This window comes from Streptomyces sp. NPDC050509 (assembly GCF_044457965.1).
In the GTDB taxonomy this organism is placed as follows: Bacteria; Actinomycetota; Actinomycetes; order Streptomycetales; family Streptomycetaceae; genus Streptomyces.
Genome location: NZ_JBITHL010000024.1, coordinates 1 through 25,998, shown reverse-complemented (window position 1 = coordinate 25,998; position 25,998 = coordinate 1). Strand labels below are relative to the sequence as shown.

The following is a 25,998-nucleotide window of genomic DNA, read 5'->3' as shown; positions in this document are numbered from 1 at the left end:
GCCGGGATCGCAGACGTCCGTCCCCCGTAGGAACATCCGCACGCCGAACGCTACAACTGTCGAGCGCTCTCCCGTCGGCTCACGACCCGAAGTAGCCGGCCACTGTCTCGAGGATCCGGCACCGGGCATCCGGATGCGCGTACCCGCTGTGCCCGAAGGAGAAGTGGTGGAAGCGCGCATCCGGATTGCGGTCCGTGAGGATGAGCGCGAACGGAGCCTGAGCGTCATGCACGCCGCAGAAGAAGTCCAGAGGGACCGGGATCGAGTACGGGTCGAATCCCCAGTCCGTACTCGCCCACGTCATCTCCGCGAGAAGCGCGTGCTTTCCGGCCCGCTCCGTCATCACGCGCAGCTGGAACTCGCCGACATCCTTCTCGATTCCAGGAGGCGGTCCCTCGAGGTCTGCCCGATCGTGCGGCTGTCGGGGCGGAGCGGGCGACGGCTTCCGCGTGCCTCGGCGTGCGGCGGCGCTCGCGTCCAACGCGGCGACCGCCCTCGGGAGGTACTTGATGAATCGGTAGCCGATCGCCGCCGACGAGGACGACACGCTCCGAGCCACCGGATCGAACCAGGGCACCGTGGGGTTGATGGGTGCGGCACCCAGGACCCGCGCGCCCATGGTCGCCGCCGCGGCCATCGTCATCATCCCGCCGTTGGATTCGCCGAAGCATGCGAACCGGTCGACCTGAAGCTCATCGAGCACTTCGACGAGGTCGAGCGAGTAGTCCGCCACCCGTCGTCCGGCGCAGAGGCTGGAGCCGGCGGCGCCCGGCCGGTTCACGGCGATCAGACGCACGTCATGGCTCACCGCCTCACGGTGGAAGATCCCGGCTTCCAGACTCGTCGCGCCCGCGCCGTGGAAATAGAGCGCCGGCCTTCCGCCGGGCGCACCGAATTCCTGCCACGTCACGCGCCTGCCATCCGCCAAAGTCATCGACCGGGGGGCGGGATCGATCAGGGGTATGCCCTGCGCAGCGCGTTCTTCGCCCGATTCAGCGTTGGTCATGATCCGTCATCCATTTTCGGGGCGTCGGGCGCCTCGGACATCTCGGCTCGCACTGCGAGCGCTGCCTGCATCTCGTCGATACTCCGCTTGTCGAGCGGATAGTTCCAGATGATGGCGGCGGCACCCAGGAACCCGAGAGCGGGTGCGATCGCGAACGCGACCTTGATGCCGATGACCGCGGGCATGGTCTGCACGGCGGCTGTGGCGTCGAACCCGAAGGCGCCGACCAGTGCGAGCCCAAGGGCCCCCGCGACGCCCATGAGCGACTTCTGCAGGAACGCGAACATCGACCCGTACAGCCCGCCGTGGTCCTGGCCGGTGTGGAGCCGGCCGTAGTCGACGATGTCCGCCGACATCGTGTAGACGATGACGGAACCGGTGAGCACCAAGGTGATCACCGGGAACAGGATGAAGCACGCGAGGAGCGCACCCGACCCCGGCCGCACGAGCGCGAACGTGCCGCATGCCAGGGCACCGAGGATCAGCGCGCACGCCCAGACCCGATGACGCTCGAACCGCACGGACAGCACCGTCCAGAGCGGGATCCCCACCACGCTCGCCAGCAGCGCGGTGGCCATGATGCCCGGTAGCTCGGCGCTCAGGCCGAGGTAGGTGTCTATGTAGAGGTAGGCGAGACCGGTGCTCATGCCCGCCAGCAGGTTCACCGGCAGGAACGCCGCGAGCAGTCGCAGCAACGGGGGATTGCCCCGCACCGCGACGAACGTCTCCCTCACCCGGAATCGTGGCCCGACGGCTTCCGGCGCGTCCAGGGGCACTGCGGCGCGGGCGGGCACTCGGACGATGAGGATTCCGATCGCGACGGGGAGCGCCACCGCGCAGATCGTCGCGACCATGCCGAGACTACGGAAGTCGACCTCTGTGCTGTCCGAGACACCCCACCGCAGTGCGAGGAAGGGCATGATGAAGAACAGGAGTTGGCCGACGACCTGCGCCATGCCGCGCCATGCCTGCACCCGACCGCGTTGCTTGTGGTCGGCGGAGAGCCCATAGCTCCAGGCCTGAAGAGGTATCTCGATCATCTTCCAGCCGAGGTAGGTCACGGCCATCCAGATCCCGAAGTAGCCGACCGTCGCCTCCTGCGGCGGACGGAACAGGAACCAGATCCCGACGACCGACGCGACGGCGCCCGCGATGCTCCACGACCGTCGGGTGCCGGTGCGCGCGTACGTGCGGTCGGAGAAGTATCCGACGAGCGGGTAGGTGAGCGCGTCGAACATCTTCGTCAGCAGCATCGCCGCCGCCAGCGCACCGAGCGAGATGCCGGCGTGCTTCGCGTAGACGCCCTGAATGAGGCCCTCCGGGCCGTGCATGACGCCGAGAATCAGCGTCGGCAGCGTGAACGCGGTCAAGAGACCGCGGCGGAGGGGCTGGGCGGATCCGGGCGCGTTGGCCGCGGCCTTCCGGCCGCGCTTCGGATCGAGACGGTGCAACATCGGTGGTTTCCTTAGCTTCTGTCCTCGGAAGACGTGTCAGGTCTGCCCTCGCGCGCTCGATCAGCGACGCGCATCCTTCACGACCTCGCCGCCCTTGATGACGAACTCGACCTGTTCGGGATCGCCGAACACGTCCGGATCCGCCAGGGGGTCGGTCGACCACACCGTCAGATCCGCGAGCTTGCCGACCGCGATGGTGCCGATCTCGTGGTCGAGGCGGAGGATCTCCGCGTTGACGCGTGTTGCGGCGACCAGAGCCGGCATCGGTGTCTCGATCTTGCTGCGAAGCGTGATCTCCCGACCGCGAAGCCGCTGGCGGGGCCCGATGAGGTCAGAGCCCACGCCGACCTTGACGCCCACCGCCCGCGCGATCTTCAGAGCGGAGATCTGCCCGTCGAGGACCGGTCCGACCCGCTCCTTCGTCCCGGCCGGGAGCCCTGCCTCCGTGGAGTCTTCGAGCAGCGCCTTCACGACCGAGAGAGTGGGCACGAGCGCCACTCCACGGTCGGCCATGAGCGTCGCCGTCTCCTCGTCGATCTCGGATCCGTGTTCGACGCACTTCGCCCCGGCGCGGACGGCGTTGCGGATTCCCGCGTTGTTGTGCGCGTGCACCGTCACATACGTCCCGCGGGCAGCCGCTTCCTCGACGGCGACCGCGATCTCCTCGACGCTGAACTGCGTGTCGGTCAGTTTGTCGTGAGTGGACACGACTCCCCCGGTGACGCACATCTTGATGAAGTCCGCGCCGCGCCGGAATGTTTCGCGGACGTTCTTGCGAACCTCCGAGGGGCCGTCAGAGAGCAGCGAGAGCGCACGCAGCCCCGGGATCGCGTGGTCATGCCAGTCAGCCGTCGGCTCCCAATCCGCCGCGAGGTGACCGTGACCACCCGTCTGACACTGGATCGGGCCGCTCTGGAGGATCCGCGGCCCTCTGACCTTTCCGGACGCGACGACTCGGGCGACCCCCGCATCGATGCCGCCGACGTCTCTCACCGTGGTGAATCCCCCGTCGAGCGTGGTACCGCACGTCGTGAACATGTCCGCGGCGATCTCGGCGGGCGAGAGCTCGCGCCTCAGGCTCGGTCCGATATCGCTCGACTGCCCGATATGGACGTGCGCGTCGATCAGCCCGGGGGTGATCGACAGTCCCCCGGCGTCGAGGGTCCGAACGTCGGCGGGAGCCGGGCCGAGGTGCGCGATGCGCCCGTCGACGACGTGGATCGCCGACCCGTCGACAGGATCTCGGCCCGTGCCATCGATGATCCGCGCTCCGACGATCCAGTAGTCCGAGCTCATAAAACAGCTGCCGTGGTCTCGTTCGACATGTTCTCGGTCCTGTCGGGTCAGTGCGTCCGGGCCTCGTGACCTGCGGAGCGATGGCGGACGACGGTGCGCCGATCCGCGTCGTCGGTGTCTTCATCAGGAACCTACTGCGAGACGCGGGCGGGGTGACTGCGCCATCTGCCGAAACGAGCGGTGCCGGATCTCGACATCTGTCATGAGTGGACGGCCCTGCGGCAGTGGATGCGACACCTGTCGAAAACGACGCCCCGATCTCGCACAGAACGTTGTCGAATCACGAACTTCCGACCGGCGAATGTAGCCATAGGACACGTGAAACGGGAGGCAGCATGAGCAAGGGTTACTCGCATATCGTCATCGGCGCGGGGGCGATCGGCTCGGCCGCCGCCTACTGGCTCTCGGAGGCCGGCGCCGAACGTGTCGTCGTCCTGGAGCAGTTCGATCTCGTCAACACGCTCGGATCCTCCGGCGACCACTCGCGCCTGATCCGACGGGCGTACCACCGCGACGACTACACGAGGCTCACGAGCGCCATGTTCGACGCGTGGGATCGGATCGAGGAACGCTCCGGTCTCCCTCTCTACCTGCGAACGGGCGGCATCGACCTCGCGGCGGCCGGGAGTTCCGCGGCGGCGGAGATCGACGAGTACAAGACGGCGATGGATGCCGCCTCGATCGAGTACGAGAATCTGACGGCCGACGAGATCCGTGAGCGGTATCCGCAGTGGCGCATCTCCGACGACACCCTGGGCGTTTACCAGGCCGACGGTGGAATCCTCGACATCCGCAAGTCGGTCTCGGCGCACACCTCGCTCGCGATCGCGAACGGCGTGGAGTTCCGCCCGCGTACGAAGGCGTTGTCGATCAACATCCACGACGACGGCATCGCCGTCACGACGGCCGACGGCGAGATCCACGCCGACAACCTCGTGGTCGCCGCCGCCTCGTGGCTCGGTGACCTGATGCCCGACCTCGGGCTGAACTTCCGCCTCACGCTCTCGCAGGAGCAGGTGGGTTACTTCTCGGCCCCTCAACTCGCCGACTTCACGCCCGACCGGTTCCCGATCTGGATCCACCACGGCTCGGAGATCCATTACGGGTTCCCGGTCTACGGCGAGGCCGCGGTCAAGATCGCGCGCGACATGCGTGGACACTTCATCACCAGCGACGAGCGTGTCTTCCAGGGCGACAGCGAGGAACCGCGTCTCCTGCGGGCATTCCTCGCGAAGTATCTTCCTGGGGCGGCCGGTTCGCTGCTTTTGAGCAAGACCTGCGTGTACGACATGCCTGCCGACCGCGACTTCGTCCTGGACACGGTTCCGGGACATCCGCACGTCGCCGTCTTCAACGGCGCGGGGCACGCCGGAAAGTTCGCGAGCCTCGTCGGACAGATCCTCGCCGATCTCACAACACGCGGCCACACCGCCTACGACATCACGCCGTTCAGCCTGACGCGGCCCGCGATCGTCGATCCCGCGTTCGTCCCCGCATTCCGCCTGGGCACGCAGGATCACGAGGCGATCCCCACCGCCGTCTCCGGGGACTGAACCGTACGGGCCACCGGCGCGCTGTCAGGGCCGCCGAGCGATAGTTTCGGCGGAGACCGGCCAAGGAGAGAACCGTGCACGACGTTCAAGGGCTCGATGAGTTCGCCGCGGTCGAAGACCATCTGCTGTGTTGGCATGCGCCTGCATTCGGACGGCCGCATGCCCTCTCGGAGCCAGAGGTGTCCGCGGACGGCTCACAGGTGCTCGTCACGGGGTCGGTGCTGGACCGCCTCGAGGGTGTGCCTGTCCCGCGGCTGTTCGCCGTCGGGAATGGGGCGCTCGTTCCCGCAGCACCGTCGGACGGCGCGTCACGAGGCGGGCGGTTCGCGCCGGACGGCACACGGTTCGCGTTTCTGCGTGCCCCGCACGGCGAAGAAGGGTTCCAGCTTCATCTGAGCTCTCTCGCCGAGCCCGAGGCCGTGGCCGCCCCGCGCGTCGACGGGACCGTCGAGTACCTGCGTTGGTCACCCGCGGGTGACCGTGTGCTCATCGGTGTGGCGGGCAACGGAGCGGATCTCCCGGGCGGCCAGGGGTCCGGCACGACCGCGAGGACCGATCCCGAACTGCCGACGTGGCACCCGACGGTGGAGAGCGGTGTTCCCGAGTTCGCCTGGCGCACGCTGTGGATCTACGACGTCACCACCGGCACGCTCTCTCCGGCCTCACCCGACGGTGTGAACTGCTGGGAGGCGAGCTGGTGCGGTCCGGATCACCTTCTCGCCGTCAGGAGCGATTCTCCGAGCGAGGACTCGTGGTACGAGTCCACGCTCGCGATCATCGATCCCTCGGACAGGTCACATCGTGATGTGTTGGTGAGCCAGGTCCAGTTGGCACTTCCCTCCGCCTCTCCGGATGGCCGGTACGCGAGCGTCGTGGAGGGCGTATGCAGCGATCGCCAGGTGATGGCCGGCGACCTGATCGTCATCGATCTCGCGTCCGACGCGAGATCGACCGTCGACACGGCGGGGACGGATGTCACAGCCGCCCGATGGTTCTCTCCCCACCGTCTTGGATACGCCGGACAGCGGGGGCTCGACTCCGTGCTGGCGCGCTATGACGCGAAGACCGGCGCCGTGGCCGAGCTTCGGTCCACCTCCCACTCATCGGGCTACCGTTACCCGGACGCCGCGTTCGCGTCGTCGGGCGAGGCGCTCGTCGTCGAGGATGCTTACCGGCTTCCACATCAGCTCGTCAGGGTCTCGGAGACCTCAGCGGAGGTTCTCGCTTCCGTCCGGCACGACGGAACGGATTATCTGCTGTCGGTCTGCGGCTCGTCAGCTGCCGTCTCCTGGGAGGCGCCCGACGGACTGCGCATCGAAGGAGTGCTCGCGGTACCGGAAGGCGACGGGCCGTTCCCGCTCGTCGTCAACATCCACGGCGGCCCGGTGTGGGCCTTCCAGGACTCGTGGTCGATGCGGTATCCGTGGGTTCCGCTGCTGGTCTCGCGGGGCTACGCGGTGCTGAGCCCGAACCCGCGCGGCAGCGGGGGACGCGGCCAGGACTTCGCCGAACGGGTCGTAGGAGACATGGGCGGCCGGGACACCGCCGACATCCTCTCGGGCATCGACGACCTCGTCGACCGCGGCCTCGTCGATCCCGCTCGTGTCGGACTGATCGGCGGAAGCTATGGCGGATTCATGTCCTCGTGGCTGGTCACTCAGGACCAGCGCTTCGCCGCGGCCGTTCCTGTCTCGCCCGTCACCGATTGGTACAGCCAGTCGTTCACGAGCAATGTCGCCGGCTGGGGCAAGGCGTTCCTGATGGCGGATCCCGAGACGCCGGGGACGATGGCGCACACGCGCAGCCCCGTACTCCGGGCGAGCAGAGTACGGACGCCGTGCCTGAACGTCGCCGGCGCGCTCGACCGGTGCACGCCTGCCGCTCAGGCGCGTGAGTTCCATCAGGCACTCACGGCTCACGGCGTCGAGTCCTCCCTCGTGATCTATCCCGAAGAGGGGCACGGCATCCGGAGCTACTCGGCCATGGCCGACTTCCTCACTCGCGTCACCCTGTGGTTCGACCGGCACATGCCGGCGTGACCCGGCTGAGAGCCGGGTAGTGGGCGCTCAGCCGGGGTTCGGCGTCAACGATCCGTCGCCACCGAGCCGCTCGACGGGTTCCGTTGAACAACGACATGATCGCCATGGCATTTGGGTCGAAGTGCCGTGTCACATCGAGGGAGTTGGGCGAAGCGCCGAGGGCGATCAGCGTAAAACGCGCGCGGGTAGCCCTGCGCGGGCGAAGGCGGTCCTGTCCTCGCGGTGCATCTCCGGTTCGATCGACGCCTCTTGGGCTTCGTCCTGCCAATGAACCACGCTGCCTCGTGCCGCGTGCCTCGCGCCGCGCATGTGACGCAAAGGCCCGACCCCCGTTCAGACAGGTGTCGAAGCTTCGCGGCGAGCCGCTCGGTGAGACCGAGGTGACGACGCCTCACGCGGCGGTAACATCGCGTGATGCCAGTGCCCCTCACGGCACTAGCATCGGAGAGTGACCAATTCCCTTCAGCGCATCACGGAGAGCCTTGCCGAGCGGCTGGGGCGATCGGCGGCCATCGACGATGCTCGTCTTCGGTTACTCGCCCACAGCTCCCACCAGGGCGAGGTGGACCGGGTCCGCGCCGAGTCGGTCCTCCGCCGGGCGGTGCCGAAAGTGGTCGCCGAACATGTCCACGCGTGCCGCGACGGCGCCACCGGCCTCTTCCTCGTCACGCCTCGCGAGGACCTCGGCCTGGACGACGGCAGGATCGGTCACCCCATCATCCACCAGGGCGCGCTCCTGGGCTTCGTCTGGCTTCTGACATCCGAGGGCCCCGTGGAGGGGGAGCATCATGATGCCGCGCGCGGGGCCGCCTCCGATGCCGCGCTCATCATGCACCGCGACTTTCTCCAGGCCGGGCTCGACCGCGACCGCGAGCACGCGCTGATCGAGCAGCTCTTCGACGGCGTCGACACCCAACGCGCAACGGCTGCCGCCGAGATCATCGAAGAGAGACTGTTCACCATGGGCTCCTGTGCCGTGCTCGTCGCCGAGATCGACCGCCCCGGCGGGCATGCGACCGACGGGGACCAGCTCGCCCTCGCCTCTGGACTCGCAGCGGTCCGGAGCAGACGGGCGCCGCAGAGCGTGCTCACCTTCGAACGGCGCAACCAAGCGATCCTGATCACCGCCGAACCGCCGGGTCCTTCGGCACGCGACGTCCTCATCGCGTTAGGGGTCTCCTTGCGCGATGCCGTACGTGCCGCATCGGATGCCGACGAGTGCTGGGTGGGGATAGGGCGGTCGCGCAGCGACCTCGCGGAGGTCACGTCCTCGTACGACGAGGCGATGCGCACCATCCGCGTCTGCCGGAGGGTGCGGACACTCGCCCCGGTCACTCCGGTCGAGCGTCTCGGCGTGTATGAACTGCTCGGCCAGGTGCCCGAGAGCACGTTGCGTTCGATGCTTCATCCCGGCCTGCGTGTGCTCATGGAGCAGGGCTCTCGTTCCGATTCGCTCATCCAGACCCTCGAGACGTTCCTGGACAGCGCGGGTGATGTGAAAGCCGCTTCCGAACGCCTCTTCGCCCACCGCACGAGCCTCTACTACCGTCTGCGTCGCATTCAGGAGCTGACCGGTCTCGACCTTTCCAACGGCGACGACCGGCTCATCGCGCATCTCGGGCTCAAGATCGCGCGACTCGTGAACCTGGAGACACAGGGCAAATAAGCGCATCCCTACAGATGTCGAAAACGAGCGTCGACGTGTCCGACCGCTCGCTGATGCCTCGAACACTCGCTCTGCATACGTTTCCCGTAAGACACCGTCGATACGGGAGGCACACGCCATGGGCCAGAAAGCGAGCCCGTTCACTTTCGCGGAGGGGAGCGGCCGCGTCGGCGCGAAGGGTTACGTGAGCACTGACCGGGCGGTCGCCTCCAGCCAGCACCCCACGGTCACCGAGACCATGCTCGAGGTCATGCACGCGGGCGGGAGCGCCGCCGACGCCGTCGTCGCGGGAAGCATCGTGCAGGCAGTCGTCCAGCAGGACATGACCAACCACGCGGGTTCTGTCACAGGTCTGTTCCACTCGGCGGCCACCGGCGAGATCATGGAACTCAACTCGATGGGCCGGATCGTTCCGGGTCTGTCCCCCCACCACCCGGTCCCGGGCGGCAAGGGTCTGTACGCGCCGGCCGGCACGAGGGGCCCGATGTCGGTCGTCCCTGGCTTCATGCCCGCGATGAAGGCGATCCACGAGAAGTTCGGCACCAAGAGCTGGAGCGACCTCGTCGCACCCGCCGTGAAGGCGGCGCAGGACGGGCATGAGGTCACATCGTTCGAACACCTCGTCCTGGCCCAGACCGTCGACTTCTTCCTCTACACCGCGTCGGGGCGAGAGCATTTCACACCGCGCGGCCACCTCCCCCAGGTCGGCGACGTGTGGGCGAGCCCGGCGCTCGCGGACACGATGTCCGCTCTCGCCTCCGAGGGCCCCGACCTCTTCATCACGGGAGGATGGGCGCAACAGTTCGTCGCGCGCGCGACACAGCTCGGGTGGGGGATCGCACCCGACGACCTGGTGACGACCCCTCGCTGGTCCGCACCGGCGAGCTGGCACGTCGGCGACTACGAGATCTCTCAGCTCTCCGCCCCGGACCGGCAGGCCGTCTTCTGCGCCATCGTCATCGGTGTCCTCGATGCTTTGGACGTACCCTCCATGGGGCATTTCACGGAGTCGGCGGAAGCGGGCTATTTCATGGCCCATGCTCTCCGTCTCGCGCACCACGAGACCGGCTTCATCAACGATCCCGCGGTCTTCGAGGACCCCAGCCCGATCCTCTTGGACCCGGACTTTCACGGGTTCCTGGCGAAGAAGCTGCGCAAGAGCCTTCCTAAGATCGACTTGACGTCGCACGTCGAACTGACCTTCGGCGGCCCTGCCCTGTTCGCGGCCGGCGGTGCGTCGAAGCAGCCGGCCGGCAGCTGTGAGCTGACGGCGATCGACCCGCAGGGCAACTGGGTACAGCTCATGAACACTCTGCAGAGCGGTGGCATCCCGGGCGAAGTGGTGGGCGGCGTTCCGATGGTCGGCAGCCACCAGATCACGTCCCTCGCGTCGCCGATCTCGGGCTGGCTCACCGGCGGCGGCAGGATGCGGGCCGTGCTGAGCAACACCATGATCCGACGGGCGGGCGAGCTCGTGGCCTCGCTGGGGAGTCCCGGAAACGTCCATTGCACGGTGCCCCAGGTCTTGGCGAACGTCGTGCTCTACGGGCACAGTCCACACGTCGCCGAAGAGCTGCCGCGTATGCTCCCGCTCGCGGACGACTACGTTCTCTCCATCGAGAGCCGAGTCGGCCGGGAGTACGTCAGCGGTCTCGCGAAGCTGGGGGTCCTCGTGAACCCCCTCCCCGAATACGACTACCACATGGGCAGCTACCAGACCGCCTGGCGCGAGTCGAACGTGCTGCACGCAGGCTCGGGGCCGCGCCGCGAGGGATCGGCAGGAGGATTCTGATGCCGGACCACGAGGAAACTCCGAACTCCGCGGTGGACGCCGCTGTGTCGGCCGCCCGAGCGATCCTCGACGAGACCTGGCGCGTCGTCTCGGAGACGCCCTACGCCTCGCGTGAGCTGGGGCGAACCGTCGACCGACTCCCGGATATCGGGCTCGACGCGGTCTCGCGCAGAACGCGTGATGGCAAAGAGATTCTCGCCCGCATCGCGCGGGTGGACACGGACTTGCTACCGGGGGACCTCGCGATCACGCTCGCGGCGTCGCACACCATGGCGGCGCGATGGGCTCGCGAAGAGGACTGGTACTGGCTCGCCTTCGACCCGATGGGGGTCGGGTTCTTCAGCATGTTCGCACCGGCCGCCTACTCCGGCGGCTTCCTGCTCAACATCGTGCACGAGGCGCTGGAGAAAGTGACGATCGGGGACGAGGTCACGATCGACCGCTACCTCGCACTCATAGACGAGTACGGACGGTTGGTGCGCCAGCTCGGCGAGCGCACCGCGGGTCAGGCGGACCGCGGAATCATCATGCCTGCCGCGCAGCTCACACGGGCGACACCGCTTTTCCGCGGCCTCAAGGGCGTAGCCCGCGGCGTCTTGCGAGCGGTGGCCGAGAGGTCTCCTGAGCTCTCCCATCTCGGCCTCGTCGAGACTCGCATCACAGCGGAGGTCGATCCCGCCTTCGATGAGCTCGTTCAGATCCTTGAGAGCACCACATACGCGGATCGCGCTCCGGACGTCGTCGGGATGGCCCACTACCCGGGCGGAGAAGAGGTCTACGCGGAGCTCGTCAGGATCCACACCACGCTGGATCTGTCGCCCGCCGAGGTGCACGATCGCGGGCACGCGAGGATGGCTCGTATCCGTGAGGACATGCGAGCGCTTGTCGCTCAGGTGGGCTTCGAAGGAACCCCTCTCGAATACCTCGCGTACCTCGCGGATGACCCCGCCTGGCGAGCGACGACGCCGGAAGAGATCACGGTCTTCTTCGATCGCTACATCGATCGCTTCGCCCCCGAGGTGGACACCTACTTCGGCTCGCGGCCGCGCGCAGGCTATGGCGTGGTGCCACTGCCCGCAGCCTCAGCGGGCACGATGACGTTCGGCTACTACTCTCCGCCGCAGCCGGATCGCGACCGCGGGCTCTACCTCTTCAACGCGGCGAACCTCTCCCGGGCCGCCCTGCCCATGGTGGCCGCCCTCAACTACCACGAGCTGGTGCCGGGCCATCACTTCCAGATGGCCACACAACGCGAGGCCACGCAGTTCCACCCCATCCGACGTCACGCGCCGGTCAATGCGTTCGACGAGGGGTGGGCCGAGTACGCGGCCCGTTTCGCCGGCGAGATCGGCATGTACCGGGAGCCGGAAGAGCGCTTCGGGCGGCTCGTCATGGAAGCCTTCCTCACATCCCGCCTCGTCGTGGACACAGGCATGAACGCCCACGGCTGGACCTTGGAGCAGGCCCGCGAATACATGAGGGAGAACGCCTTCATGGACACGGCGGAGATCGACTCCGAGACCCTCCGTTACTCTTGCGACATCCCCGCGCAGGCTCTGGCCTACAAGCTCGGCGACGACTTCCTGTACGAGCTTCGCGAGGAACTCCGCGTGACGCTCGGAGACGACTTCAGCCTCGTCGGCTTCCACGACGCCGTGCTCCGGGGATCCGGGCTTCCCCTCCCCCTCGTCGCGGCGCACGTCCGGCAAGAGCTCACCCGGGCGCACCCCAACGAGAAAGCCGGCACAGAAGGGCGCCGGCGCTTCGTCCGTGACTCCGCCGCGCACGTCACAAGAGCTGAGCGTGGCGGCGGACGATGAGCTGCCGGAGGACGGCCGACATCGATCTCAGGGGTCGCCTCCAGGTCGGCGACCATGTGGTCGAGCTCTTCCTGATCAGCTTCAGCAGTGGCCTACGCGCGAAGCTCCCATCCGAGCACGTCGGCATTGGCCGGCACTCCGGGACTTCTCTGGGACTTCCGGCTTCATCAACCGGCACGAGCGTGAAACAACTGAAAGACCATTCGCGCGGGTCAGCAACCACGTCCCCCTGATCGTGGCAGGTCACCGCGCTCCCTGGTCTCTTCCGGGACATCTGACACGCAGATGCCGCCGCCCCGTCCGACCTGCTACTCAGCAGGCCAGGATGGGGTGCGGCGGCATCTCTGGGGCTGCTCTGGGACTTTGGGCCCGCAGCGGGCTGCGAGTTACGCTCCAGAGGCTCTTCCGACCTGGGGAAGCGCGAAACAGAGCTTCGCCCGCACCATCTTGACCTGCCGCCGTACATGGACGGCTTCCTCGGCGAAGTCGATGTCCTCCAGGACGGATGCCTCTCGCGCCGGCTGGCACGATCCGGCTACGGCCGACCGGTGACCGGCAGAGCCCGCACCCAGGTCCGGTCGCCAGTCAGGTAGGCGTCGACGGCAAGCCCTGCCTCGCTCAAAGCAAGCTCGAAGGCCTTGGCGGTCAGGGGGCGTGACAGGAACGTCTGGGCCCACCGGGCGTCCGAGAAGACGTATTCGACGTGGACGGACCGCACACCTGGGCCCACGGGGTCGGAGGACACCACCCGAACAAGACCGTCAGCGATCTTCCGCTCTTGCGGCAGATCCTCGTGCCGACCCTCGCTCTCTCGCTGGATCAGTACGCAGCCGTCGTTCGCGACATGCCGTCGACAGGTCCGCAGCAGCCCCTGCCGCACTTGTGGATCACTGGCGTGAACAAGGAATGACCCCAGCAACACCACATCGAAACGCTCATCGAGCTCCAACTCCTCGATCGGACTGCAGACGGTCCGGGCGCCGTGGACCCGCTCCAGCATCTGGGGAGATTCATCGATGGCAGTCACGGTGAAGCCTCGCTCAACCAGCGGATGCGTCACGCGGCCCACACCGGATCCCAGTTCGAGGATACGAGCCTCGGCGGGGACCGCCCGTTGGACAATGTCGGGCTCGTCGCCCACGGGGAGCCGCTCGTACAGCTCGACTGCACACCCGTCCGGCGTGATTGCTCCCGGCCCGGTTCCTTGGCAACCCTCGCGCATCCGCCCGCTCATACCCCATAGGAACACGGCAGGGGCTGCTGTGAAAGACCACGTCTGCCCCTGCCGCATCCCCCAACAGTCCGCCCTCATCGCAAGGCGAGCCCCGCGAGTTCAGGGAAACCGAAGTCTGTTCAAGGGAACTCGCGGGTCGGACTTGTGCTGGGTGTGTCCGTGGGTTCGGCTGGACCCGCGGGGTGGGTTTTCGAGGCGGCGGGCTTCGGCCGTGGCCTCGGCATCGACTTGGCCCGCAGTACTGTCGCCGTATTCGAGGACGTCGTACTCGTCATCGAGTTGGGCGAGTTGGGCGAGTTCGGCGAGTTCGGCGAGTTCGGCGAGCCGCTCGGCCAAGGGGCAGCTCATGTCCGTAGCGCTGGTGCATCCGGAAAGCGAACTCCCGAGGCGTGAGCTCGCCGGCGAGCATGCGGCGTGCGAGCGCTCGGGCGGCGGCTTCTTGGCCGGCCCGCGGGCTACGCCGGTCCGGCCCCGGCCCGGCCCCGAAATCCGCGGGGCCGGGCCGGGCCAGGCCGGGCCCGCGCCGAACGCCTCTACGCGGCCGGTTCTTCGCCCGCCGTCCGCCCTCACCGTCCCGCGGTAGGGATCAGCGGTTCAACAAGTCCTCAACAGGCAAAAGGTAATGGGCCAGAGCCAGTGCCGCCACTGAGGGCTGCTTGTAGACGCATCGTCAAGACATGTGGACTCTCGGCCAAGGACTTTCCGCTGGCACCACGGCAGTATCGGCCCCGTCAACACGACCAGCCTCAGGGAAGCGCCCGAGGCCCAACGGGGAGAAAACATGAACGTGAAACCAGCACGACGGATCAACACGCGAGTTACCCGGATGGTCGCAGGGTCGACAGCCGCACTCACCGCTGTCGTCGGTTTGAGTCTGGCGACCGCCGCCCCCGCCGCAGCCGCGGAGAGCGGCAGTTGGCGACCTTACGGGAACACAAATCCGATCACCTCCAGCTCCAGCCTCTGGCGTTGCGCCAGTACGGTCCACATCGAGTCCGATGTGCTCGCTCAGGTCTGCGCGGTCAGGGCGTCGAACGGGAACGGGAACGGCGTACAGGGGGCGGTGATCGTGCGCAACGAACGATCCAGTTCCTACCGTGCGACAGCGGCCATGGACCTGGCGAACTCCAGCGGTTACCTGAACGAGTGGACGTGCTCGTCATCGGGGGTGGGGGCGAAATCCTGGTCGGTGTGCTTCGGACGGACCATCACCCACGCCGCCCCGGTGAACTCGGCGGGGGCGATCAACGGTGTAGGCCTCGGCATTTCACCGAGCGTCTGAACCGGAGCTCGTCGAGGTGGCGTGAGCCCTTCAGGGTTCCCCATCTCTGTCATGCCCGTTGACGGTAGGAATCGGGAAGTTGCAGATCATTGGAACGCCCCGCGTTGTGTGCGACATCCCGTGAGTTCCTCTGCGCCTCCCTAAGACCCCGACCCCGTGGCCAGGGGGTTCTTCCTCCTTCGGGTGCTCTGCCAGCTTGTGACGTAACTTCGGGATTCCCGAAGTTACGTCATCACTTCGTCCGACCGATCCGCAGTCGGGTCGAAGGCGAGGGTCGGGTTGGCGGCCTTGGCAGTCGTACGGGGCCTGCGCGAGCACCGGGCGCCCGCGACGGCGGAGGAACTGGAACGGTTCGAGACCGACGTGCTGTCCGGGTTCGTCCTCGCGCGGGCCTCGGCAGGGCTGGCGGACGGCACCATCCGCGGGGACGTCGGACACCTGGACCAGATCAGGACCTGGTTCGGCCGGCCCTTGTGGGACATGGAACCTGCCGACGCGGACGTGTACTTCGGGAAGGTCCTGAGGAACTCGCCGAGCGGCACCCGGCTGGCCCGGTCGCAGGCGCTGACCACGTACTTCATGTTCCTGGAGCTGCGGCACAAGGTCGAAATTCACCGGATGACCGGACAGGTTATCGAGTGCCCGATCGACGAGATGAACCGGCCGAGCGGGGCCAAGGACGCCCAGCTTCGGATCCCGCCGAGCGAGCCGGAGGTCGGGACGCTGTTCAGCGGCTGGGGCGGTGAGCTGGCAACCTGCCGCACGTTCGCCCCTACCGCCAGGAACTACACCGCCTCGAAGCTGATGTCCCAGGTCGGCCTCCGGGTGAGCGAGGAGGTCTTGGGGCATTCCTGGATCGCCACGAGGATGCGCCATATCCACGTGCAGCAGACCCGCGTCGAGGACGCCCGGGTCGCAGGGATGCAACGGGCCGCGATGCGGCTGGAAGGACTGGCCCGACGAGGTGGTACTTGCGGCTGACCGCCGCGAACAAGGGAATCCGGAAGGCGTCCGAGCTCCAGCGAAGCCTCGCAGAGCACGGGATGGTGCTCTCGGCAGGAAGGATGTCCGGGCTGTGGTCCGGCCGGCCGGTCCCGCTCAAGCTGGAGGACATGGACGTCATTTGCGTCGTCCTCGGCCGCGAGATCAGCGACCTGTTGATCCCGGAGCCGGGCAAGGTCAACCGCCCTGGTCGGGAGGAGACCGGTCGAGTCGCGGTCAGCTCGGGCACAGCTGCTCCGGTACTGCTGCTCCGGCGGTGGCGCCCAAGCGCCGCGACGGCCGGTCGCTTCCGCCGGAATGAGCCGGTATCCGAAGGGCTGTCGCAAGCCCGCCTACTCCTGCGACAGCTATTTGGCCTGGGGCGACTTCAGCGGACGTCTCTGCCCTGCCTGCTACATGTTCGGCCGCAGCTTCGAGAAGCGTCCAGTCCTCGATCAGGTCTTCCGGCTCCCAGTCCTGCCGCACCCGAAGCAGCCACGTGATCGTGACGGCGACTGCGGTGTACGTCAGTTCCGCGCACAACGTCGTCAGCAGTGCCGGCGTCCACGCGGCGCGCAGTCGGTCGTTTTTGGGCTGGGAGGGCCCTGGTTGGACAGGCCAGGCCGGGGGGCTGGGATTCATTGTCTGCGTTTTCCGTACGGTTTCATGCCTGGTCATGGGCGTCGATCAAGCCTTGGATGTCGATCCTGGTCATGGCGTGCAGGGCGGTGAGGACGCGTTCAGCGGTCGCTGGGTCGGCGCTGCGGAGGAGTTCCCGCAGGTTCGTGGGCAAGACCTGCCAGGTCACTCCGAAACGATCGGTCAGCGAGCCACCCGGCCCTTCCTCGCCGCCATCGGTGAGGCTCGCCCAGAGGGCGTCCAGCGCCGGCTGGGTGTCGCACTCCGCATACATGGAGATGGCGCGGGTGAAGGGATATTGCGGTCCGCCGTTGAAGGCGACGTATCGCTGTCCGCCCAGAGTGAAGTCGACGGTGGTGACGCGACCGTCCGGGTCCCGCCGGACGTCACCGATCTGAGAATCGGCGAACAGCGTCGTGTAGTAGGTCGCGACTGCTTCAGCCTGGCCGTCGAGCCACAGAAAGGTGCTGACGTGCATGGTGTTTTCCCCTACGGCTTGATTGTTCGGTGATGTGCGAGATCGGTGTAGCTGTCGAGCACGACGGTGTCGGCCACCTTCTCCAGACCCCGACCGACGATGCGTCTGGGCAGGTACGGCAGGGCCCGCACCGACTGGTTCCGCAGCCACATCTGCGCGTGCGAGTCAGGCATCAGGCCGCCGTCGCCGGATGCGCGGGCGAATTCCTGGGCACGGTCGACGAACTCGCGCATCCCCGATTCGTACGCGGCGTGGGCCACACGGTGATCGCCCCCGGCCTTGAAGAGTTCGCCGGCAAGGATGTAGGCGCCGACCAGGGCGAGGCTGGTGCCGATCCCGGACATGGGAGAAGCGCAGAAAGCGGAGTCCCCGACCAGCACGGTGCGGTCGATCGACCAGGTGTCGACGTGCACTTGCTCAACCCGGTCGAAGTAGAAGTCGGGTGCGTCCCAGATCTTCGACAAGAAACCCGGAACTTCCCACCCGGCGTCCTCGAAATGGCGAGCGACAATCCGCTTCTGCGCGGCAACGTCACGCCGGTCGAACTCGAGTCCAGGGGCGCGGAAGAAGAACCCCGCGAGCGCCGTGCCCGGTTCGGCCAACGGGCGCAGACCCGCTGTTCTGCCGGGCCGGTCGGCGCCACCAGGCATGGTGTACATCAACTGCCAGCCGTCAAGATCGACATCCGTCGCGAGGGAGAAGAGAGCGATGAAGGAGTCGAGGTCACGTATGTAGCGGTCCTCAGGGCCGAACGACAACCGACGCACGGCGGAATGCACGCCATCCGCTCCCACGAGCAGATCGAACCGTCTGGACTGGCCCTTCTCGAACGCGACAGTGACGCCGTCCTCGTCCTGCCGCACGTTGGTGATCGCATTGCCGAAGGCGTACTCGACGTCATCGCGGATCGTGCCGTGGAGGATCCGGGCCAAGTCGGTGCGGAGGAGCGCCCACTCGGCAACAGGTCCGCCGGACGGCCCGAACACGTCGGTGCCCAGCCTCGCCACCGGCTTGCCCTTCTCATTGATGAAGGCCATGCCGCGGGCACCGATCCGAGCGCGTCGGACCTGCGCAGCGAGACCCATGCGTTCGATCACCTGTCGCGCGGTGCCGCGGATGTCGACCGCGTGGCCACCCGTGCGAGGGGCAGGGGCACGTTCCACCACGGTCGGCCGGAACCCGTACTGGGCCAGCCAGTACGCCAGGGCCGTCCCGGCGATGCCACCCCCTGACACGAGGATGTCGCGATTCTCCATACGTCCATCTCCTCCGTCCTTCTATACGCTGTTTCACGCGTCGCTATGCGTACACCGTATTGACCCAACCTCAAGAAAAATAGGGATCAGCAGGTACACGGTGAACTAGTGCATCGACCGAAGTGAACTAGTTCAATATGCTCTGACATCCTGGATGCGGACCCAAGTCACCGGAGGATCACGTGCCGTCAGCGCAGTACACCGAACCGCCCTACCGCGTGATCGCCGCGGAGATTCGCTCCCGGATCGTCAGCGGCGATCTCCGTCCCGGTGACCGAGTGCCGTCCATCCGGGCCATCGCGCAGCGGTGGGGCGTCGCGATCGCGACCGCGACCAAGGTGACAGCCGCCCTGCGCGACGAGGGGCTCGTCGAGGCGAACGTCGGTTCCGGCACGGTGGTCAGCCCACAGGCCGGCCGTCAACGGGCACCCACGACTCACGGCGCCGCTCCGACCGCACGGGGAGCCGAGACGCCCGATCAGGAGTTGCTACGGCTGCGCATCCTCAGGACCGCCATCGAACTGGCCGATGCCGACGGGCTTCAGGCGCTGACGATGCGCCGGCTCGCGGCCAGGCTCGACCTCGGGCCGATGTCCCTGTATCGCCATGTCACAGGCAAGGAGGAACTGCTGATACAGATGGCCGACCTCGTGTTCGGTGATCTCAGTCTGCCTGAAGAGGGTCCGCAGGGGTGGCGCGCCAAACTCGAACTCGTCGCCCGTCAGCAATGGCGGCTGTGCCGACGGCATCTGTGGCTGCCTCACGTCGTCTCGTTCACTCGCCCCGTCCTGGTCCCCAACATGATGGCCCACACCGAATGGACGCTGCGGGCCCTCGACGGACTCGATCTCCCCATGGACGTCCGACTTCAAGAAACGCTCACCCTGCATGCGCTCGTCGTGACCATCGGACTGTCCAGGGCCGACGAGGCCCAGGCCGAGAGGAACACCGGCATGACATTGAATCGCTGGTCCGAAACTCAGCGGTCCCACCGCCGGGAGCTCCTCGCCAGCGGAAGATTTCCCCTCCTGGCAACCATCTCGGACGACACGGCACCCGACTTGGACGTCCTGTTCGAGTACGGACTGGAACGCCATCTCGACGGCTTCGCCGCACTGGTCGGCGGCCGCGGGGGCAGCTCCGCCGCGCCGGCGTAGTCGATTGGTCCCCGTACCTCAGCTGCATGGTGCCGGGATGGAGCACCCGTGCTGGGATACCCCCTTCCAAACCACGTTTCCGCAGGTGGGAGCTGGTACTACGGATTCCGTCACAGCTACCCAGGGTTTCGTAGCGGGTCTGTTCAGGGCCGTGGCCGGTGGGATTGGTCCGCAGGGCAGTTGGTCTCAACACGTGCGGTGTGCTGTACGCCAGAGCGGCAGCCGTGCACACCTCCACGCACTCCGTCACGGTCTCGCAGTGGAATGAGGAGCCGCTTGAAGCCCTCCGGCCGATCTTGCATGAGGCACCCGAGAGTGACCTCCAGCGAGCCCATGGGCAGAGCTGCCAGAGAGCCGACGGCTTCGCCGATGCTGGGGCCGCCAGCACGGTGACGAAACCCTCTGGCAGCGAGTACGGCCTGCGTCGCCAGGACAACCGCCGTCGCGTTGTCGTGGACTTGCTGCTGCCGCTCCGATGCTCCCCGGAGGCCATGAGGCCCGTGAGTTCGCGAGTGGCGGCCCATGCGGAGTCGTTCCAGGGTGGCGGTCCGGCGATGCAGTGCCGACCGGCGACCGCGCACGAACCCGCCGCCCGAGGGCGTATCCAGGGCAAGATCGTGCTCACGGTCGCCCAGAGATCGTCCTCACAGCGGATCACGTGATGAGAGCTCATTTCGGGTGTGGTGCGTCCATGAGCTGTCGGATGCCGAGTGGACTGTGCTGTCACGGTGGTGCCGAGTCAGGGAACCCTGGGCTGCCCCGGGCGGACGATCGGGTGGTGCTGAACGGGACCGTGCGGAAGCTCCGGACCGGCTCCGCCCGGCGGGACGTGCCGGAACGCTACGGTTCCTGGCAGACCCTTTACACACGTTCCTGCAGGTGGGCGCTGGGACGATACCTTCTCCCGCATGCTGAAGGCGATCCGGACGGAGACGGACGCGGCCGGTGACATCGGCTGGCTGGTGTGGGTGGACTCCACGATCGTGCGGGCCCCGGGCGACCGAGTTTCGCAACCTTGGCGCCCCCGGACGCCTCGATCGCGGCCACCTGCCGCCCCCCACCGCTTTGTACATCCGTTCTTACGGCTTGTACATTTGTACGTATGCAGCGCATCGAACCGCCGTCGGCGGCTCCTCCGGGAAGCGACACGGCCGAGGAAGCTTCCGGCCGTGAGCGGCGAAGCGCCTCCACGGGGGCGGGCGGTGGGCGGCGGACTCGTCGCAGCGACCCCGACCGCAGGACGCACATCCTGGACGCCACCCTCGATGTCATCGCGGAGCACGGGGTGGCCGGGACGACGCATCGGCACATCGCCGCCCGGGCCGATGTGCCGCTGGGGTCGATCACCTATCACTTCACCAGCCTGACCGATCTCCTGACGCGGGCGTTCGCCCGGCACGTCGAGCTCCAGTCGGCGGTGTTCCAGGGCCTGTTCGACGGGGTCGCGACGCGTGAGCGATTCGTCGAGGTCCTGGTCGATCTCGTACACGGAGGTCCTGCCAGGCACCGCAGCGCGGTTCTCGGCTTCGAACTGCACCTGGCGGCGCTCCGCAGCCCCGGGCTGCGCACCCTCACACGGGCGTGGACGGAGGACAGCCGCACCGTGCTGGCTCGTTTCACCGACCCGGACAGCGCCGCGCGCCTGGACGCGCTCCTGGAGGGAATGATCATGCATGCTCTGCTCACGACCGCGCCGGAGTCGCGCGCGACGACGCGGGACGCGATCGACCTGACGCTCGGCCCGACGGGCCGGCCCGCGTCGTGACGGGCACGGCCGCCTCCACCCCCGGCGGGCACCCCCGTACCGGCACCGGCGCTCCGGCACGCACGGCCGTCCTGTGAGAACGAGAACTCCGGAGACTTACGTGACCCACCACCCGCCCCTGCTCGCCGTCACCGATGCCGAGCTGGACGAACTGCGCTCGCGGCTCCTCCACACACGCTGGCCGACGCCCTGGCCCGTCGACGGATGGGAGGCCGGCACCGACCCCGAAGAGCTCGGACGCCTCGTCACCCACTGGGCCTCCGCCTACGACTGGCGGGTCCACGAGGCCGCCATCAACGCCCTGCCGTCCCACTACGCGGACATCGACGGAACCCCCGTCCACTACCTCCGCTTCGACGGCGAACATCCCGGCGCCCTGCCGATCGTCCTGACCAACGGGTGGCCCAGTTCCTTCCTCGAACTGACCGCTCTCGCCCGCCGACTGGCCACGCCGTCGCGGTACGGAGGCGACCCGGCCGACGCGTTCACCGTCATCGTCCCCTCACTGCCCGGATTCACGTTCTCACCGCAGCGCCCCTCCCTCACGGAACCGCCGCAGACCCACGAGGTCTGGCACCGGCTCATGCACCACGAACTCGGCTTCGCCCACTACGCCGCCCACGGCGGAGACCTGGGCGCCGGCATCACCTCCCGGCTCGCCGAGGCCCATCCCGAGGCCGTGGTGGGCATCCACCTGACGGCGATCGCCGGCCCGCTCACCTACGACGCCGCCGGTGTCACCCCCGAGGAGCGGGCGTACCTCGACTCCGTCGCGGAGTGGTCCACCGAGGAGGGCGCGTACATGCACCAGCAGAGCACCCGCCCTGTCACACTGAGCTACGGCCTGGCCGACTCGCCGACCGGACTGCTCGCCTGGATCGTCGAGAAGTACCGCGCGTGGAGCGACTGCGGCGGGGATCTGTCGTCCCGGTTCAGCGACGACTTCCTCCTCACCCAGGCGTCCCTCTACTGGTTCACCCGCTCCATCTCGACCTCCTTCCAGCCCTACTACGCATACGCCCGGCGGCTGACCAGGCGGGTCGAGCGGGTCGACGTACCCACCGCCGTCGCCCTGTTCCCCGCCGACCTCAGCCGGCCGCCCCGGAGCTGGGCCGAGCGCACGTACCACGTCACCAGGTACACCCGCATGCCCCGAGGCGGGCACTTCGCCGCCCACGAGGAACCCGGACTCCTCGCGCACGACCTCACCGAATTCTTCCGCGCACACCGGTGAACACCGGAACAGATGGCGTGCCGTCCGGTCACGGCGGACCACCGGCGCACGAGCCCGGTCAGCGGGCCGGCAGCGGGCGGTCGTCGACGATGTGCTTCATGACGATGGTGGACGTCAGGCGCTGGACGCCCGGCAGCGTGGCCAACTGCCCGTCGTAGAGCTGCTGGAAGGCCGGCAGATCGGCGGCCACCACGCGCAGCAGGTAGTCGGGCTCTCCGAACAGGCGCTGGGCCTGCACCACGTACGGGACCGCCGCCACGGCCTGCTCGAAGGCGGCGACGGTGTCGCGGTCCTCCCAGCGCAGGGTGGCGAAGACCAGGGCCTCGAAGTCCAGGCCGACGGCGGCCGGGTCCACGACGGCGCGGTAGCCGCGGATCGCGCCCGTTCGTTCCAGGTCGCGCACGCGCCGGTGGCAGGGCGACACGCTCAGCTTCACACGGGCGGCCAGCTCGGTCACCGTCAGACGGCCGTCCATCTGCAGCTCGGCAAGAATCTTCCGGTCCAGGTCATCCATGGAGAATATTGTCCCCGAGAACCGGGAAATCCGGGGAACATACAACAACACCTTCGCGTATCCATCGCCTATCTTCCCTCCTAGGACTTGTCCGGCCGATCATGTGACTACTTCGCAGTCGTGTCGTTGATGTGTACGTAGGGCGGGGGGATCTGACGGATGCCGAGTGGGAACGGCTGCGACCGTTCCTGCCGGTCAGTAACAGGCGTTGTGGCAGGTGGCGGAATCACCGGCAGGTGATCGACGGGATTCTGCACCGGGTGCGGACCGGCGTTCAGGGGGCGTGACCTGCCCGAACGGTTCGGCCCGTGGAAGACGGTCTACTACGAAACACCGATGACAGCCGTCGGCATGTGGCCGGGAGTGACAAGCCGGGCTCGCCTTCAGGATTCCTCAGACCCGAAACCATGGAGGAAGCTTCGCGCCAGCTCGTGGATGTCGAGCTGCGCCGGGTCGCGCCCGCTCATGATCCAGAAGAAGGTGGGTCCGATTAGCCGGTCGATTGCGTGGTCGCCGGTCGGCCGGCCCGGGTCGATGCGATGCAGGACAGCCCTCGCGCTGTCGCCGAGAACGTCCTTGGTTGCGATCAGCTGTTTCACTGCCGGATCGTGCTGCGCGGCGGCGAGCAGGGCGCGGTAGCCGGCTCCAGCCGGTGAGTAGGCGAGGAAGCGCATCAGCGCGTCGAGGTAGGACGTGACCTCGGCGAGCCGGGTAGGCGACGGCGCGACGGCGAGCTCCTCCTCGGCGTCGTCCACACACGCCTCGAAGAGGACCTCCGCCTTCGTCGACCACCAGCGGTAGACCGTCTGCCGCCCGACGCCCGCCCGCATAGCGATGCCCTTCATGGACATCGCCGCGTAGCCGACCTCGAGCAGCAGATCGTCGACGGCACACAGGACGGCCTGGCGTGCCTGCTCGCTGCGGGGTCGGCCACCGCGGCGCTTCGTCTCGATCATCCCGCCATGGTAGCGAGACTGCCCGACTGGATCATCACCTCGCCGGATAACTAGACACCATGCATCGATACTCCTATTGTTTCGGTACACGGTGAACCGAAACCGGTTGGGGAAAGTCACGCCCGCCCTCGTCGCAGGGGCAACGGGAACCGGCGCGCGAGCTTCCCGACCGACATCCGACCTTCCCAGCCTGATCGAGGCTCATCGTGACCACCGTCCAGCACCCCGCGAGGAGATTCTGCATGTCCGACTTCGAGCCTGCCGTAACAGCGTTCATCCTCCTCAAGACCAAGCGAGCCTGGTTGGAGCTGTCCGTGCCGGAGCGTGTCGCCGCCTTCCAGGAAAGCGTTCTGCCCGCCGTCAAGGACAAGGCCCAGGACGTACGTTGGCGCTACTTCGACACCGAGTTCTACACGGCCCGCGTCACCGACATCTGGATCTGGGAGGCACGCGATCACGAGTCCTTCCAGTTGGTCGTCGAGGCGTTGCGCGAGACGCCGTTCTGGGACCACTACTTCGAGGTCGTCGAAATTCTTGTGGGTGTCGAGAACGCATATGCCAAGCACTACGACCCCGGCATTCTGGCGACCGTCAACGCCTAAGTATCCGCCTACCGGTGCGGCGCGGTAGGTGACCATCCGACGAACCGTGATTCGGCACTGGCCACTTAGCTTCCGCGGCGGCACAAGGACGCCCTCGGAAGCGGGCGCCCCCGTACTGGAAGCACGCCTACTGACTCCAGGCCGTCTCGGTCGGCACCGGTCCGGCACTCGCCTACGGCGTGGCGGCCTCGCTCTCGCCGCACCAGGCGGGCCTGGACTCCGGTCTCGGCATCACAGCCCGGGATACCGGCACCGCCCTGGTCATTGTGGCCGCCAACATCATCTTGTCCGCCCGCACCGGCCTGACCTCCGGCCTTGCGCCGGTCACTCTGTCGGCGGTGACGCTGGCCGTGGTCTCCGGTTACGGAGGCGCCACCCCGGCACGCACTCTCGTGAACGCGCACTATCCCGTTTCGCTTCCCGCTGAGTACGACAACCCGCCCCCTTGAGGAGCCCTTCATGCCCTCCGTCCTGAACCCCGTCCTCGATCTTCTGACCGTACGCGGCACCGTCACCGAGGCCGAGCAGCTCACCGCCCGGATGCGTCGGCTGCGCATCGCCGGCGAACATCTGGCCGGTCTGGAGGTCCAGCCAGGCCAGCAGGTACGTGTCCTGGTCGGCGGACTCACTCTCCGTACATACTCGATCTGGCACTACGACCCGTCCGGCGCCGTCGAGTTGTGCGTACTGGACCACGCAGCGGGCGGACCGGGCGCCCGATGGGGCCGCACCGCCGCACCGGGCGAACAGGTGCGCCTGCGGCGACCCGAGGGCACTTTCACGCTGCGCCCCGATGCCGCCCGCCACCTCTTCGTCGGCGACGAGACGGCCTCAGTCGCGTTCGGTGCGATGCTCGCGGCACTTCCCGGGGAAGCCGTCGTCTCCGGGTGCGTCGAGACGGCGACAGCCGCGGATCGCCTACCCCTGGCAAGCGGCGACCGGCTCGACTGGGTACTCCGGGGCGAGACGTCACTGCCAGACGCGGTACGACGAATCGCTCCCAAACCCGGAGGGATCGCATATGTCGCCGGAGAGGCACGGGACGTGCAAGCAGTGCGGCGGGTGCTCGTCCAGGAAGCGGGCTGGGACCGGCGCGCGGTCCTGACCAAACCTTTCTGGACGCCAGGCAAGAAAGGCATGGAATGACGGCCGGGGCATACTCCCCCGTCCGCCCCCCGACTAGTGTTATGCGCCTGAAATTCCGGCATTAAGTTGCTAGGGTTTCTGGATGTCGTTTCCGAGGCGTCCTTCCGTCGAGTTCGTGTTGACTGCTG

General features: G+C 67.5%; 25 protein-coding genes and 1 pseudogene. 17 read left to right on the top strand and 9 right to left on the bottom strand.

Going from position 1 to position 25,998, the window contains the following annotated elements:
- Positions 1-79: 79 nt before the first annotated feature.
- From ACIBJC_RS38460 to ACIBJC_RS38450, 3 genes are read right to left on the bottom strand one after another with little or no spacing between them, the layout of a single operon-like run.
- On the bottom strand, positions 80-1,006 hold the full coding sequence (locus ACIBJC_RS38460; RefSeq protein ID WP_399301184.1) for a hypothetical protein: 927 nt from the start codon (positions 1,004-1,006) through the stop codon (positions 80-82).
- Positions 1,003-2,460, bottom strand: a complete 1,458-nt coding sequence (locus ACIBJC_RS38455; RefSeq protein WP_399301182.1) for an MFS transporter — start codon at positions 2,458-2,460, stop codon at positions 1,003-1,005. The genes ACIBJC_RS38460 and ACIBJC_RS38455 overlap by 4 nt, the downstream gene beginning before the upstream one ends.
- 60 nt (positions 2,461-2,520) lie before the next feature.
- Positions 2,521-3,681: an amidohydrolase family protein gene (locus ACIBJC_RS38450; RefSeq protein WP_399301224.1), complete on the bottom strand. Its 1,161-nt coding sequence runs from the start codon at positions 3,679-3,681 to the stop codon at positions 2,521-2,523.
- On the opposite strand from ACIBJC_RS38450, the gene ACIBJC_RS38445 reads away from it, so the two are divergent.
- The 6 genes from ACIBJC_RS38445 (at position 3,568) to ACIBJC_RS38420 (ending at position 12,626) form a co-directional block, all read left to right on the top strand.
- Positions 3,568-3,825 (top strand): hypothetical protein, encoded by a 258-nt coding sequence (locus ACIBJC_RS38445; protein ID WP_399301236.1) that lies wholly within the window; start codon positions 3,568-3,570, stop codon positions 3,823-3,825. The genes ACIBJC_RS38450 and ACIBJC_RS38445 overlap by 114 nt on opposite strands.
- 155 nt (positions 3,826-3,980) lie before the next feature.
- Positions 3,981-5,309 carry an N-methyl-L-tryptophan oxidase gene (solA, locus tag ACIBJC_RS38440; protein WP_399301180.1) on the top strand — a complete coding sequence of 443 codons (1,329 nt, stop codon included), beginning with the start codon at positions 3,981-3,983 and terminating at the stop codon, positions 5,307-5,309.
- Positions 5,310-5,728: 419 nt separating this feature from the next.
- A complete protein-coding gene (locus ACIBJC_RS38435) occupies positions 5,729-7,348 on the top strand; it encodes an alpha/beta hydrolase family protein (RefSeq protein ID WP_399301178.1) in 1,620 nt (539 codons plus the stop codon).
- A gap of 448 nt (positions 7,349-7,796) precedes the next feature.
- Positions 7,797-9,014, top strand: a complete 1,218-nt coding sequence (locus tag ACIBJC_RS38430) for a PucR family transcriptional regulator (protein ID WP_399301176.1) — start codon at positions 7,797-7,799, stop codon at positions 9,012-9,014.
- A gap of 184 nt (positions 9,015-9,198) precedes the next feature.
- On the top strand, positions 9,199-10,806 hold the full coding sequence (locus tag ACIBJC_RS38425) for a gamma-glutamyltransferase (protein WP_399301174.1): 1,608 nt from the start codon (positions 9,199-9,201) through the stop codon (positions 10,804-10,806).
- Complete coding sequence (locus tag ACIBJC_RS38420) at positions 10,806-12,626, top strand: DUF885 domain-containing protein (protein WP_399301172.1); 1,821 nt, start codon at positions 10,806-10,808, stop codon at positions 12,624-12,626. The genes ACIBJC_RS38425 and ACIBJC_RS38420 overlap by 1 nt, the downstream gene beginning before the upstream one ends.
- Positions 12,627-13,161: 535 nt before the next feature.
- Here the strand turns inward: ACIBJC_RS38420 and ACIBJC_RS38415 are convergent.
- Complete coding sequence (locus ACIBJC_RS38415; RefSeq protein WP_399301170.1) at positions 13,162-13,860, bottom strand: class I SAM-dependent methyltransferase; 699 nt, start codon at positions 13,858-13,860, stop codon at positions 13,162-13,164.
- 99 nt (positions 13,861-13,959) lie between these two features.
- Positions 13,960-14,196 (bottom strand): hypothetical protein, encoded by a 237-nt coding sequence (locus ACIBJC_RS38410; RefSeq protein ID WP_399301168.1) that lies wholly within the window; start codon positions 14,194-14,196, stop codon positions 13,960-13,962.
- Between the two features lie 445 nt (positions 14,197-14,641).
- On the opposite strand from ACIBJC_RS38410, the gene ACIBJC_RS38405 reads away from it, so the two are divergent.
- The 3 genes from ACIBJC_RS38405 (at position 14,642) to ACIBJC_RS38395 (ending at position 16,626) form a co-directional block, all read left to right on the top strand.
- A complete protein-coding gene (locus tag ACIBJC_RS38405; RefSeq protein ID WP_399301166.1) occupies positions 14,642-15,142 on the top strand; it encodes a hypothetical protein in 501 nt (166 codons plus the stop codon).
- A gap of 279 nt (positions 15,143-15,421) precedes the next feature.
- Positions 15,422-16,123 carry a hypothetical protein gene (locus ACIBJC_RS38400; RefSeq protein WP_399301164.1) on the top strand — a complete coding sequence of 234 codons (702 nt, stop codon included), beginning with the start codon at positions 15,422-15,424 and terminating at the stop codon, positions 16,121-16,123.
- A 62-nt stretch (positions 16,124-16,185) separates the two neighbouring features.
- Positions 16,186-16,626 (top strand): helix-turn-helix domain-containing protein, encoded by a 441-nt coding sequence (locus ACIBJC_RS38395; protein WP_399301222.1) that lies wholly within the window; start codon positions 16,186-16,188, stop codon positions 16,624-16,626.
- Between the two features lie 161 nt (positions 16,627-16,787).
- On the opposite strand, the gene ACIBJC_RS38390 is transcribed toward ACIBJC_RS38395, so the two are convergent.
- Positions 16,788-17,240 (bottom strand): VOC family protein, encoded by a 453-nt coding sequence (locus ACIBJC_RS38390; protein WP_399301162.1) that lies wholly within the window; start codon positions 17,238-17,240, stop codon positions 16,788-16,790.
- Positions 17,241-17,251: 11 nt separating this feature from the next.
- Positions 17,252-18,496 (bottom strand): FAD-dependent monooxygenase, encoded by a 1,245-nt coding sequence (locus ACIBJC_RS38385; RefSeq protein WP_399301160.1) that lies wholly within the window; start codon positions 18,494-18,496, stop codon positions 17,252-17,254.
- Between the two features lie 182 nt (positions 18,497-18,678).
- Here ACIBJC_RS38385 and ACIBJC_RS38380 point away from each other — a divergent pair, with 182 nt between their 5' ends.
- The 4 genes from ACIBJC_RS38380 (at position 18,679) to ACIBJC_RS38365 (ending at position 22,652) form a co-directional block, all read left to right on the top strand.
- Complete coding sequence (locus ACIBJC_RS38380) at positions 18,679-19,653, top strand: TetR/AcrR family transcriptional regulator C-terminal domain-containing protein (protein WP_399301159.1); 975 nt, start codon at positions 18,679-18,681, stop codon at positions 19,651-19,653.
- A gap of 475 nt (positions 19,654-20,128) precedes the next feature.
- Positions 20,129-20,602 carry a transposase gene (locus ACIBJC_RS38375; RefSeq protein WP_399301157.1) on the top strand — a complete coding sequence of 158 codons (474 nt, stop codon included), beginning with the start codon at positions 20,129-20,131 and terminating at the stop codon, positions 20,600-20,602.
- 153 nt (positions 20,603-20,755) lie between these two features.
- Complete coding sequence (locus ACIBJC_RS38370) at positions 20,756-21,418, top strand: TetR/AcrR family transcriptional regulator (protein WP_399301155.1); 663 nt, start codon at positions 20,756-20,758, stop codon at positions 21,416-21,418.
- 100 nt (positions 21,419-21,518) lie between these two features.
- A complete protein-coding gene (locus ACIBJC_RS38365) occupies positions 21,519-22,652 on the top strand; it encodes an epoxide hydrolase family protein (protein ID WP_399301153.1) in 1,134 nt (377 codons plus the stop codon).
- Between the two features lie 58 nt (positions 22,653-22,710).
- On the opposite strand, the gene ACIBJC_RS38360 is transcribed toward ACIBJC_RS38365, so the two are convergent.
- The gene (locus ACIBJC_RS38360) at positions 22,711-23,166 is read right to left on the bottom strand and encodes an Lrp/AsnC family transcriptional regulator (protein ID WP_399301151.1); all 456 of its coding nucleotides are present in this window, start codon (positions 23,164-23,166) and stop codon (positions 22,711-22,713) included.
- Positions 23,167-23,297: 131 nt separating this feature from the next.
- Between ACIBJC_RS38360 and ACIBJC_RS38355 the strand changes: the two are divergent.
- A pseudogene (locus ACIBJC_RS38355) lies at positions 23,298-23,490 on the top strand (transposase); the annotation flags it as partial.
- A gap of 59 nt (positions 23,491-23,549) precedes the next feature.
- Here ACIBJC_RS38355 and ACIBJC_RS38350 read toward each other — a convergent pair.
- On the bottom strand, positions 23,550-24,122 hold the full coding sequence (locus tag ACIBJC_RS38350) for a TetR/AcrR family transcriptional regulator (RefSeq protein ID WP_399301149.1): 573 nt from the start codon (positions 24,120-24,122) through the stop codon (positions 23,550-23,552).
- A gap of 242 nt (positions 24,123-24,364) precedes the next feature.
- Between ACIBJC_RS38350 and ACIBJC_RS38345 the strand changes: the two genes are divergently transcribed.
- The 3 genes from ACIBJC_RS38345 (at position 24,365) to ACIBJC_RS38335 (ending at position 25,870) form a co-directional block, all read left to right on the top strand.
- Positions 24,365-24,724 carry a darcynin family protein gene (locus tag ACIBJC_RS38345; protein ID WP_399301147.1) on the top strand — a complete coding sequence of 120 codons (360 nt, stop codon included), beginning with the start codon at positions 24,365-24,367 and terminating at the stop codon, positions 24,722-24,724.
- A 179-nt stretch (positions 24,725-24,903) separates the two neighbouring features.
- The gene (locus ACIBJC_RS38340; RefSeq protein ID WP_399301145.1) at positions 24,904-25,173 is read left to right on the top strand and encodes a hypothetical protein; all 270 of its coding nucleotides are present in this window, start codon (positions 24,904-24,906) and stop codon (positions 25,171-25,173) included.
- Between the two features lie 10 nt (positions 25,174-25,183).
- Entirely contained in the window at positions 25,184-25,870 is a 687-nt protein-coding gene (locus tag ACIBJC_RS38335) for a siderophore-interacting protein (protein WP_399301143.1), read from the top strand.
- Positions 25,871-25,998 lie beyond the last annotated feature (128 nt).

Coding starts and splice junctions, on each gene's coding strand:
- ACIBJC_RS38335 (WP_399301143.1), top strand. CDS start 25,184: ATGCCCTCCGTCCTGAACCCCGTCCTCGATCTTCTGACCGTACGCGGC.
- ACIBJC_RS38385 (WP_399301160.1), bottom strand. CDS start 18,496: ATGGAGAATCGCGACATCCTCGTGTCAGGGGGTGGCATCGCCGGGACG.
- ACIBJC_RS38350 (WP_399301149.1), bottom strand. CDS start 24,122: ATGATCGAGACGAAGCGCCGCGGTGGCCGACCCCGCAGCGAGCAGGCA.
- ACIBJC_RS38415 (WP_399301170.1), bottom strand. CDS start 13,860: ATGAGCGGGCGGATGCGCGAGGGTTGCCAAGGAACCGGGCCGGGAGCA.
- ACIBJC_RS38390 (WP_399301162.1), bottom strand. CDS start 17,240: ATGCACGTCAGCACCTTTCTGTGGCTCGACGGCCAGGCTGAAGCAGTC.
- ACIBJC_RS38455 (WP_399301182.1), bottom strand. CDS start 2,460: ATGTTGCACCGTCTCGATCCGAAGCGCGGCCGGAAGGCCGCGGCCAAC.
- ACIBJC_RS38445 (WP_399301236.1), top strand. CDS start 3,568: ATGGACGTGCGCGTCGATCAGCCCGGGGGTGATCGACAGTCCCCCGGC.
- ACIBJC_RS38405 (WP_399301166.1), top strand. CDS start 14,642: ATGAACGTGAAACCAGCACGACGGATCAACACGCGAGTTACCCGGATG.
- ACIBJC_RS38345 (WP_399301147.1), top strand. CDS start 24,365: ATGTCCGACTTCGAGCCTGCCGTAACAGCGTTCATCCTCCTCAAGACC.
- ACIBJC_RS38420 (WP_399301172.1), top strand. CDS start 10,806: ATGCCGGACCACGAGGAAACTCCGAACTCCGCGGTGGACGCCGCTGTG.
- ACIBJC_RS38370 (WP_399301155.1), top strand. CDS start 20,756: ATGCAGCGCATCGAACCGCCGTCGGCGGCTCCTCCGGGAAGCGACACG.
- ACIBJC_RS38460 (WP_399301184.1), bottom strand. CDS start 1,006: ATGACCAACGCTGAATCGGGCGAAGAACGCGCTGCGCAGGGCATACCC.
- ACIBJC_RS38375 (WP_399301157.1), top strand. CDS start 20,129: ATGCTCCCCGGAGGCCATGAGGCCCGTGAGTTCGCGAGTGGCGGCCCA.
- ACIBJC_RS38360 (WP_399301151.1), bottom strand. CDS start 23,166: ATGGATGACCTGGACCGGAAGATTCTTGCCGAGCTGCAGATGGACGGC.
- ACIBJC_RS38395 (WP_399301222.1), top strand. CDS start 16,186: ATGGTGCTCTCGGCAGGAAGGATGTCCGGGCTGTGGTCCGGCCGGCCG.